The organism is Streptomyces sp. NPDC006197 (genome assembly GCF_040613865.1).
Classification (GTDB): domain Bacteria; phylum Actinomycetota; class Actinomycetes; order Streptomycetales; family Streptomycetaceae; genus Streptomyces.
In genome coordinates this window covers 21,420-37,858 of the sequence record NZ_JBEXSZ010000080.1, presented here as the reverse complement: position 1 = coordinate 37,858, position 16,439 = coordinate 21,420, and the positions used below count along the sequence as shown (strand labels likewise).

Below are 16,439 nucleotides of genomic sequence, written 5' to 3'. Positions count from 1 at the left end.
CTTGATGGCGGTGAAGCCCTCGTTCTTGCGGGCCAGGGCCTCGCTCGCCACCTCGTCGGGGCGGTCTCCGCCGATCCAGCTGTACACCCGGGCGCGGTCGCGGACGTTGCCGCCGAGGAGCTGCCAGACGGGGACGCCGAGGGCCTTGCCGGTGATGTCCCACAGGGCCTGGTCGATGCCGGCGACGGCGCTGGAGAGGACCGGGCCGCCGCGGTAGAAGCCGCCCTTGGTGAGGACCTGCCAGTGGTCCTCGATCTTCATCGGGTCCTGGCCGATCAGGTAGTCGGAGAGTTCCTCGACGGCGGCGGCGACGGTGTGGGCGCGGCCCTCGACGACGGGTTCGCCCCAGCCGGTGACGCCCTCGTCGGTGTCGATGCGCAGGAAGCACCAGCGGGGGGCGACGAGGTAGGTGCGCAGAGCGGTGATCTTCACGTGGATTCCTTCTTCACTTGCGGGCCCATGTCACTTGGAGTCCTTCTTGACGGTCCAGCCGCCGTCGACGACCAGGTCGGCGCCGGTGATGTAGGCGGCGTCGGTGGAGGCGAGGAAGGCGACGGCGGCCGCGACCTCCTCGGGACGGCCGAGCCGGGCGAGGGCGGTGGCGTCGGCGGAGAGCCGTCGCCCCTCCTCGTCGACCTCGTTCCACACGTCGGTGAGGATCGGGCCCGGCAGCACGGAGTTGAAGCGGACCTCGGGCCCGTACTCGACGGCGAGCTGGCGGACGAGCGCGCACATCCCGCCCTTCGCGGCGGCGTACGCGGCGTAGCCGGGCAGGCCGAAGCCGGCGTGCACGCTGGAGGTGGCGACGAGGCTGCCGCGCTCGGCGCGCAGGTCGTCGAGGAAGACGCGGGTGGCGAAGTACAGGGCCCGCAGGTTGACGGCCATCTCCCGGTCCCAGGTGGCGACGGGGAGTTCGTGGGCGGCGGCCGTGGTGTGGATGAAGGCGTTGCTGTGGAGGACGCTCACCGGGCCGAAGCGGGTGTGCGCCTCCTCGCGCAGCGCCTTCCAGTCGGCCTCGGAGGAGACGTCGCAGCGGACGTAGGCGGCGCGGCCGCCGTCGGCGCGGATGGCTGCGGCGACGGCCTCGCCCGCCTCGTCGGCGATGTCGGAGACGAGCACCGCCGCGCCCTCGGCGGCGAGCCGGACGGCGCTGGCGGCGCCGATGCCGGAGGCCGCGCCGGTGACGACGGCGGTCTGTCCGGAGAAACGGTTCATGGCAGTGGGTTCCTGGTGGTCTGGTGTGCGGGGCGGGGGCAGCGGCCGGTGTCCTGCGCCGCGAGGTGTACGGAGGGGTTCAGCGGCTGATGTCCTGCGCCGCGAGGAGGTCGAGTTCGGCCCGGCGCGGGAGGCCCTCCCAGTCGCCGGGGACGGAGACGGCGAAGGCTCCGCAGAGGGCGGCGAGGCGGAGGCGTTCCGCGGCCGGGGAGCCGTCGAGGACGGCGGCGAGGTAGCCGGAGACGAAGGCGTCGCCGGCGCCGACGGGGTCGACGGCGGTGACGGGGACGGCGGGTCGGACGTGGAGCTCGTCGTCGACGACCGCGAGGGCTCCCTCGGCGCCGAGCTTCAGGACGGCCTGCCGGGGGCCGAGCCGGGTGAGCGCGCGGGCCATCCGCTCGGGCTCGTCCTCGGGCACGAGGAGGGCGGCCTCCTCGGGGCCGGCGAACACGATGTCCGCGTACGGGAGGAGGCGGGCGAGCACGTCGGCGGCCTCCGCCCGGCTCCAGAGCCGTTCGCGGTGGTTGACGTCGAAGGAGACGGCGACCCCGGCGGCGCGGGCGAGCGCGACCGCGTGCTCGACGGCGGCGCGGGCGGTGGCGCTCAACGCCGGGGTGATGCCGGTGACGTGGAGGACCCGGGCTCCGGCGATCCGCTCCTCGTCGAGGTCCTCGGGGGCGAGCCGGGAGCCCGCGAGACCGGCCCGGTAGTAGGTGACGCGGAGCCGGTCGGCGGTGCGGCGCTCGCGGAGCATCAGGCCGGTGGGGGCCGCCGGGTCCGTACGGGCCGTGGAGACGTCGACGCCCTCGGCGCGCAGACCCGCGAGGACCATCGCACCGGTCGCGTCCGCGCCGACCCGGCCGGTCCAGGCCGCCGGGTGGCCGAGCCGGCTGACACCGACGGCGACGGTCGCCTCGGCACCGGCCCAGCCGAGCCGCAGGGCGGCGCCGGAGGCGAGGGGCCCGGGCTCGGTGGCGGCGACGACGGCCATGGCCTCGCCGAGGGTGACGAGGGCGGGAGCGGGGACGGGGGTGGGGCCGGGCGTCGGCGCGGTCATGCGCGTATCCCTTCCAGGAAGGCGGCGGCGCGTTCGGTGAGGGCCGCGAGCGAGCCGCCCTCGCAGGCGTCCCCGACGAGGGGGCTGCCGATGCCCAGGGCGGTGGCCCCGGCGGCGAGGTAGGCGGGGGCGTCGGCGGCGCCGATGCCGCCGGTCGGCACGAGGGGGACGTCGGGCAGCGGGGCGCGGACGGCCTTGAGGTACTCCGGTCCGCCGGTGGCGGCGGGGAAGAGCTTCACCATCGTGGCGCCCGCCCGCCAGGCGGTGAGGATCTCGGTCGGCGTGTACGCGCCGGGCAGCACCGGGACGTCCAGACGGACGGCCTCGGCGATGACCTCGGTGGAGGTGGTCGGGGTGATGAGGTAGGTGGCTCCGGCCTCGACGGCCGCGTGCGCCTCGGCGGGGGTGGTGACCGTGCCGGCGCCGAGGGCGAGTCCGGGCGGGGCGTCGGCGGCGTACTCGCGGAGGGCGTCGAGCACGCCGGGAGTGGTGAGCGTGAACTCGGCGGCGCGGACACCGGACGCCCGGAGGGTGTCGGTGACTTCGGCGAAGCGGTCGGCGGAGGCGGAGCGGAGGATCGCGATGACGGGGACGGCGTCCAGGGCGGCACGCAGCCCGTCGTACGGGGTGGTCATGGGGCTTCCTTGGTGGCGGTACGGGAGGGGTGCGGCTCAGTGGTCGGCGTACGGCGTGGTCGGGAGGCCCGTCGGGCCCGGGCGGCAGGTGAAGAGGCGGCCCGCGTCGGGTTCGGCGCGCAGGCGGTCCTCGTCGAGGCCGACGGACGCCGTCGTGATGACCAGGACGTCGAGCCCGGGTCCGGCGAAGGCGCAGCTCGTCACGTGCGAGGCGGGCACCTCCACGCGCGCGTGGAGGGTGCCGTCGGCGTTGTGGGCGAGGACTTCGCCGCCTCCCCAGACGGCGACCCAGACGCGGCCCTCGCTGTCGACGGCGAGGCCGTCGGGGACGCCCCGATCGAGGACGGCGAAGGGGCGGCGGTCGCCCAGGGCGCCGGTCTCCGGGTCGTAGGCGAAGACGTCGACGCGGCCGGTGGGGCTGTCGGCGTAGTAGAGCCGGGTGCCGTCGGGGCTCCAGCCGAGGCCGTTGGAGATGGTGACGGAGTCGAGCAGGGTGGTGAGCCCGTCGTGGTCGAGGCGGTAGAGCGCGCCGGCACCGGGGCTCTCGTCGTACGCCATGGTTCCGGCGAGGAGCCGGCCCGCGGGGTCGACGGCGGCGTCGTTCATGCGGCGCGGGAGGCCGTCGTCGGGGAGGACGGGCGCGGCCAGTTCGACGGCCTCGGTGACGGGCCGGCCGTCCGCCAGGTGCAGGAACGAGGTGCCCGCTGCGGCGAGGAGGGCGCCGGACGCGCAGGGGAGGACGGCGCCGACGGGCCGGTCGAAGCGGAGGGTGCCGAGGGGTGCGAGGTCGGGCACGTGCGCGTCCGTCGTCAGGGCGGCCCGGTGGACGAGTCCCTCGGGGATGTCCACCCAGAGCAGTTCCCGGCGCCGGGCGTCCCAGACGGGTCCTTCCGTCAGGCGTCCGGGCAGGGGGGAGCAGGGTGTGGCCCTGAGGTGGTGCATCTGGCCTCCTCGGTCGGCGACTGGTGCGGCGCGAGAAAAACTACGGGTTCGTCTAACGGTTGTAAATAACCTGCCCTCCTCTTCTTCCAACCCTTTGAATAAGATCTCGGGTGGACGGGCAGGCCGAGCGGAGGACAGCACAGATGATCAAGCGGACGTCGCAGGAGATTCGCCGCCTCAACCGCTTCGAGGTCCTGCGGCGCTTCTACGCGGGGCCGGGCGCGATGAGCCGTCAGGACCTGGCGGCGGCGACCGGGCTCTCCTTCGCCACCGTCGCCAACCTCACCGCCGAGCTCCTGGAGGCCGGCGTCCTCGTCGAGGCCGGCCACGAGGACTCCAGCGGCGGCCGGCCCCGCGCGCGGCTCGCGGTCAACGCCGAGCGGGGCGCGCTGATCGGCGTCGACATCGCCGAGACCTCGGTCCACGCCGAGCTCTTCGACCTGGCCCTGGAGGTCCGGCACTCCGTCGAGCGCCCGCTCCCCCCGGGCGAGGTCCGGCCCGCCGACGTGGTGGAGGAGCTCGCCGCGTGCGTCGAGGAGCTCATGGACGGCTCCGGCGTGCCCCGCGAGCGGATCCTCGGGGCCGGCGTGAGCGTGCCGGGCATGGTGGAGCGCGAGGGCGGCGTCTCGTCGTACTCCCCGTACTGGTCCTGGCGCGAGGTTCCGCTGCGGTCCCTGCTCGACGAGCGCCTCGGGCTGCCCCTCTGGCTCGACAACCCGCTGCGCGCCAGCACGGTCGCCGAGCTGTGGTTCGGCGCCGGGCGGGAGGTCGACGACCTGGTGGTGGTCACCCTGCGCGCCGGCGTCGGCGCCGGGATCGCGATCGGCGGCCGGCTCTACCGGGGCTTCACCAACAGCGCCGGCGAGTGGGGCCACACCTGTCTCGCCGTCGACGGCCGGCTGTGCACCTGCGGCAACCGGGGCTGCGTGGAGGCGTACGTCAGCACCCGGGGGATCGCCCAGACCTGGCGCGAACTCGCCCCCGACGACACGCGGGCGGCGGGGACGGACGACGCGGCGACGGTCGCCGCCCTGGCCCGCGCGGTGGCGGAGCGGGACCCGGTGGCCGAGGCCGTCGTCGACCGGACCGCGCGCCACCTGGGCGCGGCGGTCGCCAATCTGCTGAACCTGCTGAACCCCCGGGCGCTCGTCCTCGGCAACCAGGTCGTGGACCTGCTCGGCGAGCGCCTGCTGAGCGCCACGTACGAGGCGGTCACCCGGCACGTCCTGCCGCTGCCGCACCGGGCGGCGACCCTGCGGCGCAGCGCGGTGCCGCACAACGCAGTCACGCGGGGCGCGGCCGCCTTCGCCCTGGAGGGCTTCCTCGACGACCGGGAGGTCTTCGGCCCGGTCAGCCGCATGCGCCAACCGCGCGAACGCCGGGACGCGGGTGCGTGACGACGGCCGCCGACGCTTGGCTGTCGGCTGCGGGACATGGGAGGTTGGCTATTGGAGATTGGATACGGATACCGGATTTTGGATCCAGTATTCGCATCCAATAGCCGGGACACAGCCTCCGACCCCCGCCTCAGCGCCCCGCCCGATACCCCAACCGGGCCGAGAGTTCACCCGCGCCCTTGACGGCGAGGGCGGTGAGTTCGTTCTCCCGGTCCTCGCTCCAGCGGTGCACCGGCACGGACACGGACAGCGCCGCGACGACCCGGCCGGAGCGGTCCCGTACGGGTGCGGCGACACAGCTGACGTCGGGGTTGGACTCCTGCTGCTCGACGGCGACCCCGAGGATCCGGATCTCCGCGAGGGCGGCCCGCAGGGCGTCCGGGTCGGTGAGGCTCCGGGGCGTCATGGCGACGAGTTCGCGCCCTTCGAGGCGCTCGTCGAGCTCGTCCTCCGGGAGCATGGCGAGCAGCATCTTGCCGACGGCGGTGCAGTGGGCGGGCAGCCGGCGGCCGGCGGCCGAGACCATCCGTACCGCGTGGGTGGAGTCCACCTTGGCGATGTAGATGACGTCCGTGTCCTCCAGGAGGGCGACGTGGACGGTCTCGCCGCAGGTGTCCGCCACCTCGCGGGCCACTTCCCGGCCCTCGGCCGCGAGGTCGAGCTGCTCCGCGTACCGGCTGCCGAGCTGGTACGTGCGGACGCCGAGCCGGTAGCGGCCGGGCTGTTCCGGCACCGGGACGAGGTAGTTGCGGGCGGTCAGGGTGGTGACCAGCTCGTGGGTGGTGGTGCGCGGCAGCCGGAGTCTGCGGGTGATCTCGGGGGCGGACAGCGTGCCGTCGCCCTCGAGGAAGAGCTCCAGTATGTCGAATGCCCTGGTCACCGCGGGTACGAGTCGTCCCATGGCCCCCCACCTCACGCTCGCGCTGTTCGATATTCCGTACCGCGACCGAAATCGCGGACAGAGAGTAGCGCGGGCGTGCTCCCGTCGACATCCCCGTGGGCCGTCGTCCACGGTCACGCCGCCGTCCCGCCATCCCGCCGTCTAGCTGTCCAGTCGTCCCGCCGTCCCCCGCCCCCCGTCCCCCGTCCCCCGTCCCCCGTCCCGCCGGGCGGCGTCCGGCATTCCGAAGGGAGCAAACACCGTGCGCATCACGGGAATCACCACTCATGTCGTCGGCACGCCCTGGCGCAACCTGACGTACGTCCTGGTCCACACGGACGAGGGGCTGACCGGCGTCGGCGAGACCCGCATGCTCGGCCGCACCGACGCCCTGGTCGGGTACCTCCGCGAGGCGGAGGCGAACCACATCGCGGGCTCCGACCCGTTCGCCGTGGAGGACCTCGTCCGGCGCATGAAGTACGGGGACTTCGGGCGGGCCGGCGAGATCGTCATGTCCGGGATCGCGGTGGTGGAGACGGCCTGCTGGGACATCAAGGGCAAGGCGCTCGGCGTGCCCGTCTGGCAGCTGCTCGGCGGGAAGGTCACCGACCGGGTCAAGGCCTACGCCAACGGCTGGTACACCACCGAGCGCACCCCGGAGGCCTACCACGCGGCGGCCCGCGGGGTCGTGGCACGCGGCTACCGCGCCCTGAAGATCGACCCGTTCGGGAACGGCCACTACGAGCTGGACGCCGAGCGCTCGCGGGAGGCGGTCGCGCTGATCGAGGCCGTCCGGGACGCGATCGGCCCCGACACCGAGCTCATGGTGGAGATGCACGGCCGCTTCTCCCCCGCGACGGCGGTCCGGCTCGCACGCGAACTGGCCCCGTTCCGGCCCGCCTGGCTGGAGGAGCCGGTGCCGCCGGAGAACCTCAAGGCCCTGCGGAAGGTCGCCGACAAGGTGGACCTGCCGATCGCGACCGGTGAACGGATCCACGACCGGATCGAGTTCCGCGAGCTGTTCGAGTCGCAGGCGGCGGACATCGTGCAGCCCGACGTCGGGCACATCGGCGGCATCCTGGAGGCCAGGAAGCTCGCGGCCACCGCCGAGACGCACTACGTCCTCGTCGCCCCGCACAACGTCGGCGGTTCGGTGCTCACGGCCGCGAGCCTGCAACTCGCCGCCTGCACGCCCAACTTCAAGGTCCTGGAGCATTTCAACGACTTCGCCGACGCGGAGATCAAGAAGGTCGTGCACGGCGCGCCGGAGGTCGACCCGGAGACCGGCTGCTTCACGGTCTCCCACGCGCCCGGCCTCGGCGTCGAGCTCGACGTGGACGCAGCGGCCGAGTTCCCGCAGCAGCGGGCCCGGTTCGACCTGTGGGCCGAGGGCTGGGAACGGAGGCGGCCGGCATGAGCACCACGTCCAGTCGCGCCGTCGTCGTCGACCGGCCCGGTGAGCACCGGCTCGTCGAGCGGGAGCCTCCCGTCCCCGGCCCGGGCGAGGTCCGCGTGCGGGTCGCCGCCGCCGGGATCTGCAGGAGCGACCGGGAACTGTACGAGGGCCGCCGTGCCCCCGGTTACGTCCGCTACCCGGTGGTCCCCGGGCACGAGTGGTCCGGCACCGTCGAGGCCGTCGGGCCCGGCGCCGACGCGGCGCTGCTCGGCCGGCCGTGCGTCGCCGAGGGCTTCCGGGCCTGCGGGACGTGCGAGCGGTGCCGGTACGGGGAGACCAGTCTGTGCACGGCCGGGTACGCGGAGACCGGCTTCACCGAGCCGGGAGCCTTCGCCGACCACCTGGTGGTCCCCGCCCGGCTGCTGCACCCGCTGCCGGACGGGGTGGACCCGCGGGCCGCGGCCCTGGTCGAACCGGCCGCCGTCGTCGCGGCCGCGGTACGGGCGGGGCGGCCGCGGCCGGGCGAGCGGATCGCCGTCGTGGGCGCCGGAACGCTCGGGCTGCTCGCCGTCCAGTGGCTCGCCACCCGCTCCCCCGCCGAACTGACCGTCGTGGACCCGCGTACCGAACGGGCGGCGCGGGCCCTGGGCTTCGGGGCGGGCCGGGCCCTCACGCCGGAGGAGGCGGAGGGCGACGCCGGGCGTTTCGACCTGGTCGTCGAGACCGCCGGGGCGCCCACCACGGCGGCCTCCTCCTGCCTGCTGGCCCGCCGGGGCGGCAGGGTGGTGCTCACCGGCATGTTCGGGGCGGACGCCACCGGGATCGATCCGGTCCACCTGTCCGTGAGCCAGCTGGAGATCCGCAGCGTCTTCGGCGCCCCTTCGGCCGCCTGGGCCGACGCGGTCCGCGCCCTCTCCCTGGGGCTGCTCGACCCGGCCCCGCTCGTCACCCACGAGTTCCCGCTGGAACGGTTCGGCGAGGCGCTCGCCCTGGTGGGCGGCGATCCGGACACGGGCAAGGTCCTGCTGCGCCCCTGAGCGCGGTGCCCCGTCCCTCAGTCGGCCTCCGGTTCGGCGAGCAGGTCGTCGACGAGGGTGAGGCGCGTCTCGGGGAAGTACTCCGCGATCGCCTCGCGCATCATCGCCTCGCCCTCCGGGTCGGGGGCCCCGCACTTCTCCCGCGTCTCGCGGTCGGGCCAGCGGGCGTACGCCACCCAGGTGCCGTCGTCCGCCCGGTGGAGCCGGGAGCCGTAGCTGCCGCACTCCTGGTGGATCGCCACGGTCACCCGGTGCCAGCCGTCGGCGAGCAGTTGCTCCTTGCCCGGCCTCACCCGCCACCGGTACACCACCGCGAACATCTCTCCGCCCCCTTCGTCCCGGCCGGCGGCCCGCGCCGCCCCGGGAAGGAGGGAACTATACCGACCAGTTCACCGTCAAGACTGAACGGTTCAGACGACCCGAGGGTCACGTTCCACGTCGAAGCGCTTCGACATCGCGCCGCCCGCAGTCTGGACACCTCAACTCCCCCGCGTTACGGTCGGCTCGGGTCGCCGAAGCGATCACTCGACGGGCCGCGTCGAAGCGATTCACATGGACGCACCACCGTCCTGGCCACGGGGAGAACGGATGGTCACCCTTGCCGAGGTTGCCCGGCACGCCGGAGTGTCGGCGAGCACGGTGAGCTATGTCCTCAGCGGCAAGCGGCCCATCTCGGACCCCACCCGGCAGCGGGTGCGGGCCAGCATCGAACGGCTCGGCTACCAGCCCCACGCGGGCGCCCGCGCGCTGGCCAGCAGCCGGTCCCGGATCATCGCGCTCATGGTGCCGCTGCGCACCGACATGTACGTGCCGGTGATGCTGGAGATCGCGGTCGCCGTCGCCACGGCCGCCCGCGCCCACGGCTACGACGTCCTGCTCCTCACCGGCGAGGAGGGGCCGTCGGCGCTTCGCCGGGTCACCGGCAGCGGTCTCGCCGAGGCGGTGATCCTGATGGACGTGCAGCTCGACGACGAGCGGCTGCCCGTGCTGCGCGCGGCGGGCCCGCCGTCCGTCCTGGTCGGACTCCCCGCCGATCCGGCCGGGTTGAACTGTGTCGATCTCGACTTCGCGGCGGCCGGTGCCCTGTGCGTGGAGCACCTGGCGGGCCTCGGGCACCGGGAGGTCGCGGTGATCGGCGAGTCCCCCGGGGTGTACGCGCGGCACACGGGCTTCGCCGAGCGGACCCTGCGCGGGCTGCGGGACCGGGCGGCCGAGCTCGGCGTCCGGCTGCTGCACCGGCCGTGCGAGGGCGGCCACGACGCGGTGGCGGGGGTGCTCGCGCGGATCCTCGACGAACGGCCCGGCGTCACCGCCTTCGTCGTGCAGAACGAGACGGCCGTCGAGCCGCTGCTCGCGCTGCTCCGGCGTACGGGCAGGGCCGTGCCCGAGGACGTGTCGGTGGTCGCGGTCTGTGCCGACCAGGTCGCCGCCCAGGCCTCGGTGGCCCTCAGCTCGGTGGCGATCCCGGCGCAGGAGCTGGGTCGCAGGGCGGTGGAGCGGCTGATCGGCCGTCTCGCCCGGCCCGACGACGACGAGGCCACGGGGGTCGAACTCCTCACGCCCGCCCTGACCGTACGGGACAGCTCGGGCCCGCCGCCCCCTCGGTAGCCCCTCAGGGACCGAGGGAACCCACGGAACCGACGACCCGTTCCTCGCCCGCCCGCAGGACGAGCCGGGACACCGTGCCCGCCGGGTCGATCAGCTCGACGACGGCGTCGCGGTCGGGGCGGAGGACCGCCCGGTACTCCCCCGGCGACCAATCGAGGTCGACGCGGGCGCCGAACCGGGTCCGTACGCCGGTGAGCCGCCCGTGCGGGCATCGGGCGGGCGGTGCGGGCAGCAGGACGAGCCGGTCGGGCGTGGACTGCACGAGGGCCTCGACGATCAGCGTCGGCAGGGTGTGCGCGGCGTCGGCGTTGTAGACGTCGCGGCCCGGGTAGTGCGCGCTCATGAGGGAGGCGTGGAAGTGGTCGCCGGCGAGGATCCGGCCGAGGGCGTCGTCGGTGCGGGCCGGGTCGCGGAGCCGGGCGGCGACCAGGCCGTGGTGGAAGTGTCCGTGGGCCGAGTCGTTCTCGCTGCCCCGCAGTTCGAGGGCGCGGTGGGCGGCCTTCGCGAGCTCGGGGGTGTCGTACGGGTTGATCTCGTCGAGCGGCCAGACGGGGTACAGGTGGCTGAGGTGCCGGTGGTCGTAGCGGTCGCCGAGGCCGGGTGCGGCCCATTCGGCGAGCGCTCCCTCCTCGTTGACCCGGTACGGCGGGAGGCGGTCGGCGAGCGCCCGAAGGCGCCCGGCGTCGGGTGCCGGGGCGCGGTCGGCGGCGGCGCGCAGCGCGTGCCGGGCGGCGGCGACGTCCATGGTGGCGTCGACCGCGCCCCAGCTTCCGCCGCGCGGCCGGTTCTCCGGTGAGTACGAGGGGACGACGGCGATCCGCCCGTCGGGCCGGGTGCGGGTGAGGAAGTCCTCGTAGAAGAGGGCGAGTTCGGCGAGGGCGGCGGAGACGGCCGGGTTCCGGCGGCCGGTCGCCTCCTCGTGGTCGAGGAGCGGCTTCAGGAGCCAGTCGGCTCCGGCGGTCCACAGGTGGAGGGGGTACTCGCGGCTGAAGTGGTACGTGTGCCCCGAGTCGCCGTCCGTGTGGGAGGGGGCGACGATGCCCCGGGCGCCGAAGATCTCCCGGGCGTTGTCGCGCCAGTCCGGGAGCTGGTCCCTGATCAGCCGCGCGAGCGCCTCCGTCACCTCGGGGAGGTCGGCGGCGACGGCGGACGAGGTCTGGAGGTTGAGGTTGGCGTTGGTGGTGTGGGCCCCGGACCAGGCGGTGTCCCAGTCGCCGGTCCACAGGCCGGTGAGCCGGGGCGGACGGGTGCCGGAGGCGGAGAGCAGGTGGTAGCGGCCGGCGGCGAAGAGCCGCTCCAGGAGGGCGGGTCCGGCGGTGGGCCGGCCGAGGAGCGCGGAGCCCGGGAGGGCCCGTTCCGCCGGGTCCGCTCCGAGGTCGAGCGTGACGCGCCGGTAGGCGGCGCCGTGCGGGGCGGTGTGCCGGGCGAGGAGGCGGGCGTGGAGCGCGGCGAGGTCCGTGTCGGGATCCGTGTCGGGGTCCGTGTCGGGGTCGTCGCCGAGGAGCGCCCGCAGTTCGTCCGTCTCCCCCGCCGTGTCGAGCTCGCCCTCGTGGCGCCGCACCCGGGTGAGGAGCAGCAGTCGCCGGGCGCCTTCGACGCGGACGCCGGAGGCGGTGACCGCGGTGCGGCCGGTGTCGGTGAGCAGGAGGGCGAGGCCGGTGTAGCCGAGCGGGCTGTCGGGGTAGCGGGCCCGCAGGGTCAGGACGGTCTCCCGGCGGGCGGTGGCGACGCCCCGGCCGGTCATGAGGTCCGGGGGGACGCCGGGCAGCCGGTGGTCGAGGTCGATCTCGACGGCGGGGCCGGGCTCCGTGACGTACTGGACGAGGACGTCGTCGGCGCGGGAGACGAAGACCTCGCTGCGCCGCTGCCCGCTCAGACAGGTGACGACCCCGGTGGTGAAGTCCACGGACCGGCGGACGGGGAGGGCCGGTCCGCCGGGCGGGCGCCGGACGCGGGTCCGGAAGCCGGGGTGGAAGGGCCGCACCCAGCGCAGCGGCCGCCCGTCCGTGAAGCGTTCGGCGGCTGTCACGTCCCCGGCGAGCAGGGCGTCCTGGAGGGCGGGGAGCGCGGCGGCGAGCCGGGGCGGCCTGGTGTCGGCGGGCGGGTTGTTCGGGCGTACGAGGGTGTGGTGGGTGACGATCACCGGGTCGTCCTCGGGGTCGCCGAGGACGAGGGCGCCGTGCCGGCCGTTGCCGGCGAGGAAGGCGTCCTCCCAGCGGGCTGCGGGTCCGGGCTCCCAGGTGCCGTGGACGGGGCCGTGGAAGGCCGCGGGGTCGGGCCCCGCCGGGGGCCCCGCCGGGTCGGGCGTCACGGGGTCTCCTCCAGGACGGCGACCCCGTACCGCTCCAGCGTCAGCGCCCCCGTCGAGAGGGTGCCGGTGAGCAGGTCGCGGTGGCGGCCGGGCAGCGGCACCGTGACCGGGTCGCGGCCGTGGTGGAGGAGGAAGAGCAGCTCGCCGCGCCGGACCGCCTCGACGCCCTCGGGCAGGCCGTCGAGGACGGGGCGCGTCCCGGCCTCGCGCGCGACGGCGGCGAGCAGCTCGCGGAGGGCTTCGGGTTCGGGGAGGGTGGAGACGTACCAGGCGCGGCCGTTGCGCAGGACGGCGGGCAGCCCGTCGAGCTCGCCGCCCCGGTAGGCGGCGACGGTCTCCGCGCCCGCCGCGGGGGTGAGCTCCTCGGACCAGAGAGTGCCGTGGAAGGTGCCGCAGTCGACGCGTTCGTCCTCGTCGAGCGGCCACCACTCCTGGAGCAGGTCGATGCCGAGGAGCGCGCGGAGGCGGGGGTCCATGCCGCCGGGGCGGACCCGGCCGTCCTGGTCGACGATGCCGGTGAGGAAGCCGCAGACGAGGGTGCCGCCGCCCTGCACGTACGCGGTGAGGTTGTCGATCGCGGTGTCGTCGAGGAGGTGGAGGTGGGGGACGAGGACGAGCCGGTGGCCGGTGAGGTCGTGGTGGGGGTGGGCGAAGGAGACGGGGAGGCGGGCGTCGAAGAGGGCGCGGTGCCAGGCGCGGACGATCTCGGCGTGGTCGACGCGGCGGGAGAGCGCCCCGTCCTGACCGTCGGCCCACCAGGAGTCCCAGTCGTGCAGCACGGCGATGTCGGTGGTGACGCGGCTGCCCGCGACGCGGGGGCTGAGCCGGGCGAGGTCCTCCCCGAGGCGGACGGTCTCCTGGAAGACGCGCCCCCGCTCCCCGGCGTGGCCGAGCATGCCGGAGTGGAACTTCTCCGCTCCCTGGCGGGACTGGCGCCATTGGAAGTAGCAGACGGCGTCCGCCCCGTGGGCGACGGCCTGGAGCGCCCACAGGCGGTTGAGGCCGGGCGGCTTGGGGTGGTTGACGCCCCGCCAGTTGACCGCTCCGGCGGCCTGCTCCATCACCATCCAGGGGCGGCCGCCGGCCTGGGAGCGGGTCAGGTCGCCGATCATGGCGTTGTACTGGCCGCCCCGGGGGTCGCGGGGGTCGGGGTAGACGTCGACGGAGACGAGGTCCTCCTCCGCCGCCCAGGCCCAGCCGTCCTGGCCGGACCAGAAGGGCATGAAGTTGGTGGTCACGGGGAGGTGCGGGGTGTGGCGGCGGACGATGTCGCGTTCGGCGCGGTAGCACTCCAGGAGCAGGTCGGAGGTGTAGCGCCGGAAGTCGAGGACGTGTGCCGGGTTCTTCAGGTAGTGGGCGCGGCGCGGTGGCAGGACCTCGGCCCAGTCACCGTACCGCTGGCTCCAGAAGTCGGTGCCCCAGGCGGTGTTGAGCGCGTCGAGGGTGCCGTACCGGTCCTGGAGCCAGCGTCGGAAGGTGCGGGCGGCCTCGTCGCCCCAGTCGTGGGTGCAGTACTCGTTGTTGATGTGCCACATGGTGAGGGCCGGGTGGTCGGCGTAGCGGGCGGCGAGGTCCTCGGTGATGGCCGCCGCGTGGCGCCGGTAGGCCTCGCTGGAGTGGGAGAAGTGCTGGCGCGAGCCCCACCACTCGGTCCTGCCGTCCTCGTCGCGGGGCAGCGTCTCGGGGTGGAGGCGGCCCAGCCAGGGCGGGGGCGAGGAGGTGGGGGTGGCGAGGACGACGCCGATGCCGTTCTCGTGCGTGAGGTCCATGAGCCGGTCGAGCCAGTCGAACTCGCGGGCTCCCGGGGCGGGTTCGAGGCGTGACCAGGAGAAGACGCCGAGCGTGACGGAGTCGACCCCGGCGCGCCGCATGAGCCGGACGTCCTCGGCCCAGGTCTCCTCGGGCCACTGCTCGGGGTTCCAGTCCCCGCCGTACAGGAGGCGGGGCGGGCGGCCGGGCGGGCGGGTCAGGTCGTCGAGGCTCGGCATCGGACTCTCCGGTAGGGGGTACGGGGGTGCTGGGGGTCAGCCCTTGACGGCGCCGGTGAGCATGCCCTTCCTGAAGTGCTTCTGGACGAAGGGCGAGAGGACGGCGACCGGGAGCAGGGCGAGGACCATGACGGCCATCTGGACGGCGAGCCCGGAGAGGTTCCCGGCCTTGACCGCCTGGCCGAGGCCGACCGGGATCTCCTGCTTCTGGACGAGCTGGATGAGGACGTTCTGCAGCGGCATCATGTTCTGGTCGCTGAGGTAGAGGGAGGCGTTGAACCAGGCGCTCCAGTAGCCGACGGCGTAGAACAGGGTGATGACGGCGATCACCGCCCTCGACAGCGGCATCACGATCTGCCGGAGGATGCGCAGGTCCCCGGCGCCGTCGATGCGGGCGCTGTCGACGAGTTCGGGCGAGATCCCCATGAAGAAGCCGCGCAGGACCAGGATGTTGAAGACGCTCACGGCGCTCGGCAGGATCAGCGCCAGGTAGGTGTCGGTGAGTCCCAGGGTCTGCACCAGGAGGTACGTGGGGATCAGTCCGGCGCCGAAGAACATGGTGGCCATGAGGGCCAGCAGGATGAACCGGTGACCGAGCGAGCCGGGTCGGGAGAGGCCGTACGCGCAGAGGATCGACACGGTCATCGAGAACAGGGTGCCGACGGCGGTGACGGCGACGCTGACGATCGCCGCCCGGGTGACCTGGCCGCCGCTCAGCAGCTCCTGGTAGGCGACGAAGGTGAGGTCCCGGGGGACGATGACGAGGCCGCCGGTCTCCGTGATCGTCCTCTTGGACGAGAGGCTGGTGACGACGACGATCCAGAGCGGGAAGAGGACGGCGAGGCAGGCGAGGACGAGGACGGTGCCCTTGGCGGCGAGCCCGGCCCGGCCGGGCGGCTCCTCCCAGACGGGGCGGGCGGGGGCGGCCCACCGTGATGTGCGCGGCCGGGTCATTTCCGGTACACCCCCTGCTCGCCCATCAGGTGGGCGACCTTGTTCGCGGAGAGGACGAGTGCCAGGCCGACGACCCCCTTGACGAGTCCGGCGGCGGCCGCGTAGCTGAAGTCCTGGCTGCGCAGGCCGGTCCACCACACGAAGGTGTCGAGGACCTCGGCGGCCCCGGGGCCGACCGCGTCGCGCTGGAGCAGCAGCTGCTCGAAGCCGACGGTCAGCGCGTCGCCGACGCGCAGGACGAGGAGCAGCGCGATGACGGGGCGCAGCGCGGGCAGGGTGACGTGCCACATGCGGCGCCACCGCCCGGCGCCGTCCATGGCGGCGGCCTCGTACAGGTCCTGGTTGACGGCGGCGAGTGCGGCGAGGAAGACGATGAGGCCCCAGCCGGCGTCCTTCCAGATGCCCTCGGCGGTGACGAGGAACTTGAAGACCTCCGGGTCGGTCATGAGGTCGAAGCCCTCGTGGCCGTGCTCCCGGAGGGTCTGGGCGATGATGCCGGCGCCGCCCAGGATCTGCTGGAAGACGGTGACGACGAGCACCCAGGAGAAGAAGTGCGGCAGGTACAGGACGGCCTGGACGACCGCGCGGACGCCGGGGCGCAGCACGCTGTTGACGAGCAGGGCGAGCGCGATGGGCACGGGGAAGAAGAGCAGCAGCTGGAGGAGGAAGAAGACGAGGGTGTTCTCGACGGCGTGCCAGAACCCCGGGTCGGAGAAGACCCGTTCGAACTGGGCGATGCCGACCCAGGGGCTCTCCAGGATGGCGGTGACGCCGTTGGTGGAGACGTACGGGTCGTAGTCCTGGAAGGCGACCACGTTCCCGAGGATCGGGACGTAGTTGAAGACCACGACCAGGGCGAGCGCCGGCAGCGTCATGAGGAGCAGGGTGCGGTCGCGCCGGAACCGGCGGGCGAGGGGGATCCTCCCGGTCGGACGGCCACGGTCGCGGTCGTGGCTGCGGGCCCGGCCGTGGTCCTCGGAGGATGCCACGGCCGGGTCCGCCGTCTTCGTGTCGAGCGT

The 16,439-nt window shown here is 74.3% G+C and carries 14 protein-coding genes and 1 pseudogene; 4 read left to right on the top strand and 11 right to left on the bottom strand.

Annotated features, from left to right (window positions below; genetic code table 11):
* From ABZ318_RS23820 to ABZ318_RS23800, 5 genes and pseudogenes are all read right to left on the bottom strand, one after another.
* Window positions 1-432, bottom strand: a pseudogene (locus tag ABZ318_RS23820) (D-galactonate dehydratase); the annotation flags it as partial.
* A 30-nt stretch (window positions 433-462) separates the two neighbouring features.
* A complete protein-coding gene (locus ABZ318_RS23815) occupies window positions 463-1,215 on the bottom strand; it encodes an SDR family oxidoreductase (protein ID WP_356904485.1) in 753 nt (250 codons plus the stop codon).
* Window positions 1,216-1,294: 79 nt separating this feature from the next.
* Window positions 1,295-2,272, bottom strand: a complete 978-nt coding sequence (locus ABZ318_RS23810; protein WP_356904484.1) for a sugar kinase — start codon at window positions 2,270-2,272, stop codon at window positions 1,295-1,297.
* Entirely contained in the window at window positions 2,269-2,907 is a 639-nt protein-coding gene (locus tag ABZ318_RS23805) for a bifunctional 4-hydroxy-2-oxoglutarate aldolase/2-dehydro-3-deoxy-phosphogluconate aldolase (RefSeq protein ID WP_356904483.1), read from the bottom strand. Before ABZ318_RS23805 ends, ABZ318_RS23810 begins: the two co-directional genes overlap by 4 nt.
* Before the next feature lie 36 nt (window positions 2,908-2,943).
* Window positions 2,944-3,849, bottom strand: a complete 906-nt coding sequence (locus ABZ318_RS23800) for an SMP-30/gluconolactonase/LRE family protein (RefSeq protein WP_356904482.1) — start codon at window positions 3,847-3,849, stop codon at window positions 2,944-2,946.
* Between the two features lie 143 nt (window positions 3,850-3,992).
* Here ABZ318_RS23800 and ABZ318_RS23795 point away from each other — a divergent pair, with 143 nt between their 5' ends.
* The gene (locus tag ABZ318_RS23795) at window positions 3,993-5,246 is read left to right on the top strand and encodes an ROK family protein (protein WP_356904481.1); all 1,254 of its coding nucleotides are present in this window, start codon (window positions 3,993-3,995) and stop codon (window positions 5,244-5,246) included.
* A 130-nt stretch (window positions 5,247-5,376) separates the two neighbouring features.
* On the opposite strand, the gene ABZ318_RS23790 is transcribed toward ABZ318_RS23795, so the two are convergent.
* Entirely contained in the window at window positions 5,377-6,147 is a 771-nt protein-coding gene (locus ABZ318_RS23790) for an IclR family transcriptional regulator (protein WP_356904480.1), read from the bottom strand.
* A 241-nt stretch (window positions 6,148-6,388) separates the two neighbouring features.
* Here ABZ318_RS23790 and ABZ318_RS23785 point away from each other — a divergent pair, with 241 nt between their 5' ends.
* Window positions 6,389-7,543 (top strand): mandelate racemase/muconate lactonizing enzyme family protein, encoded by a 1,155-nt coding sequence (locus ABZ318_RS23785; protein WP_356904479.1) that lies wholly within the window; start codon window positions 6,389-6,391, stop codon window positions 7,541-7,543.
* Window positions 7,540-8,559: an alcohol dehydrogenase catalytic domain-containing protein gene (locus tag ABZ318_RS23780; RefSeq protein WP_356904478.1), complete on the top strand. Its 1,020-nt coding sequence runs from the start codon at window positions 7,540-7,542 to the stop codon at window positions 8,557-8,559. Before ABZ318_RS23785 ends, ABZ318_RS23780 begins: the two co-directional genes overlap by 4 nt.
* 17 nt (window positions 8,560-8,576) lie before the next feature.
* Here ABZ318_RS23780 and ABZ318_RS23775 read toward each other — a convergent pair whose 3' ends face one another.
* Window positions 8,577-8,879, bottom strand: coding sequence for an antibiotic biosynthesis monooxygenase (locus ABZ318_RS23775; RefSeq protein WP_356904477.1), 303 nt, complete (start codon window positions 8,877-8,879; stop codon window positions 8,577-8,579).
* Between the two features lie 268 nt (window positions 8,880-9,147).
* Between ABZ318_RS23775 and ABZ318_RS23770 the strand changes: the two genes are divergently transcribed.
* On the top strand, window positions 9,148-10,167 hold the full coding sequence (locus tag ABZ318_RS23770) for a LacI family DNA-binding transcriptional regulator (protein ID WP_356904476.1): 1,020 nt from the start codon (window positions 9,148-9,150) through the stop codon (window positions 10,165-10,167).
* Window positions 10,168-10,171: 4 nt separating this feature from the next.
* On the opposite strand, the gene ABZ318_RS23765 is transcribed toward ABZ318_RS23770, so the two are convergent.
* Genes ABZ318_RS23765 through ABZ318_RS23750 form a run of 4 tightly spaced genes read right to left on the bottom strand, consistent with a single transcriptional unit; the run spans window position 10,172 to window position 16,409 of the window.
* A complete protein-coding gene (locus tag ABZ318_RS23765) occupies window positions 10,172-12,478 on the bottom strand; it encodes a glycoside hydrolase N-terminal domain-containing protein (protein ID WP_356904475.1) in 2,307 nt (768 codons plus the stop codon).
* Window positions 12,475-14,466, bottom strand: coding sequence for a beta-galactosidase (locus ABZ318_RS23760; protein ID WP_356904474.1), 1,992 nt, complete (start codon window positions 14,464-14,466; stop codon window positions 12,475-12,477). Before ABZ318_RS23760 ends, ABZ318_RS23765 begins: the two co-directional genes overlap by 4 nt.
* 36 nt (window positions 14,467-14,502) lie before the next feature.
* Window positions 14,503-15,420: a carbohydrate ABC transporter permease gene (locus tag ABZ318_RS23755; RefSeq protein ID WP_356904473.1), complete on the bottom strand. Its 918-nt coding sequence runs from the start codon at window positions 15,418-15,420 to the stop codon at window positions 14,503-14,505.
* A complete protein-coding gene (locus ABZ318_RS23750; protein ID WP_356904487.1) occupies window positions 15,417-16,409 on the bottom strand; it encodes an ABC transporter permease subunit in 993 nt (330 codons plus the stop codon). Before ABZ318_RS23750 ends, ABZ318_RS23755 begins: the two co-directional genes overlap by 4 nt.
* Window positions 16,410-16,439: the final 30 nt, after the last annotated feature.

What these genes read in the sequence shown, in the direction of transcription:
- ABZ318_RS23805 (WP_356904483.1), bottom strand. Translation starts at nt 2,907, where the DNA reads ATGACCACCCCGTACGACGGGCTGCGTGCCGCCCTGGACGCCGTCCCC.
- ABZ318_RS23800 (WP_356904482.1), bottom strand. Translation starts at nt 3,849, where the DNA reads ATGCACCACCTCAGGGCCACACCCTGCTCCCCCCTGCCCGGACGCCTG.
- ABZ318_RS23790 (WP_356904480.1), bottom strand. Translation starts at nt 6,147, where the DNA reads ATGGGACGACTCGTACCCGCGGTGACCAGGGCATTCGACATACTGGAG.
- ABZ318_RS23815 (WP_356904485.1), bottom strand. Translation starts at nt 1,215, where the DNA reads ATGAACCGTTTCTCCGGACAGACCGCCGTCGTCACCGGCGCGGCCTCC.
- ABZ318_RS23770 (WP_356904476.1), top strand. Translation starts at nt 9,148, where the DNA reads ATGGTCACCCTTGCCGAGGTTGCCCGGCACGCCGGAGTGTCGGCGAGC.
- ABZ318_RS23795 (WP_356904481.1), top strand. Translation starts at nt 3,993, where the DNA reads ATGATCAAGCGGACGTCGCAGGAGATTCGCCGCCTCAACCGCTTCGAG.
- ABZ318_RS23810 (WP_356904484.1), bottom strand. Translation starts at nt 2,272, where the DNA reads ATGACCGCGCCGACGCCCGGCCCCACCCCCGTCCCCGCTCCCGCCCTC.
- ABZ318_RS23780 (WP_356904478.1), top strand. Translation starts at nt 7,540, where the DNA reads ATGAGCACCACGTCCAGTCGCGCCGTCGTCGTCGACCGGCCCGGTGAG.
- ABZ318_RS23760 (WP_356904474.1), bottom strand. Translation starts at nt 14,466, where the DNA reads ATGCCGAGCCTCGACGACCTGACCCGCCCGCCCGGCCGCCCGCCCCGC.
- ABZ318_RS23775 (WP_356904477.1), bottom strand. Translation starts at nt 8,879, where the DNA reads ATGTTCGCGGTGGTGTACCGGTGGCGGGTGAGGCCGGGCAAGGAGCAA.
- ABZ318_RS23755 (WP_356904473.1), bottom strand. Translation starts at nt 15,420, where the DNA reads ATGACCCGGCCGCGCACATCACGGTGGGCCGCCCCCGCCCGCCCCGTC.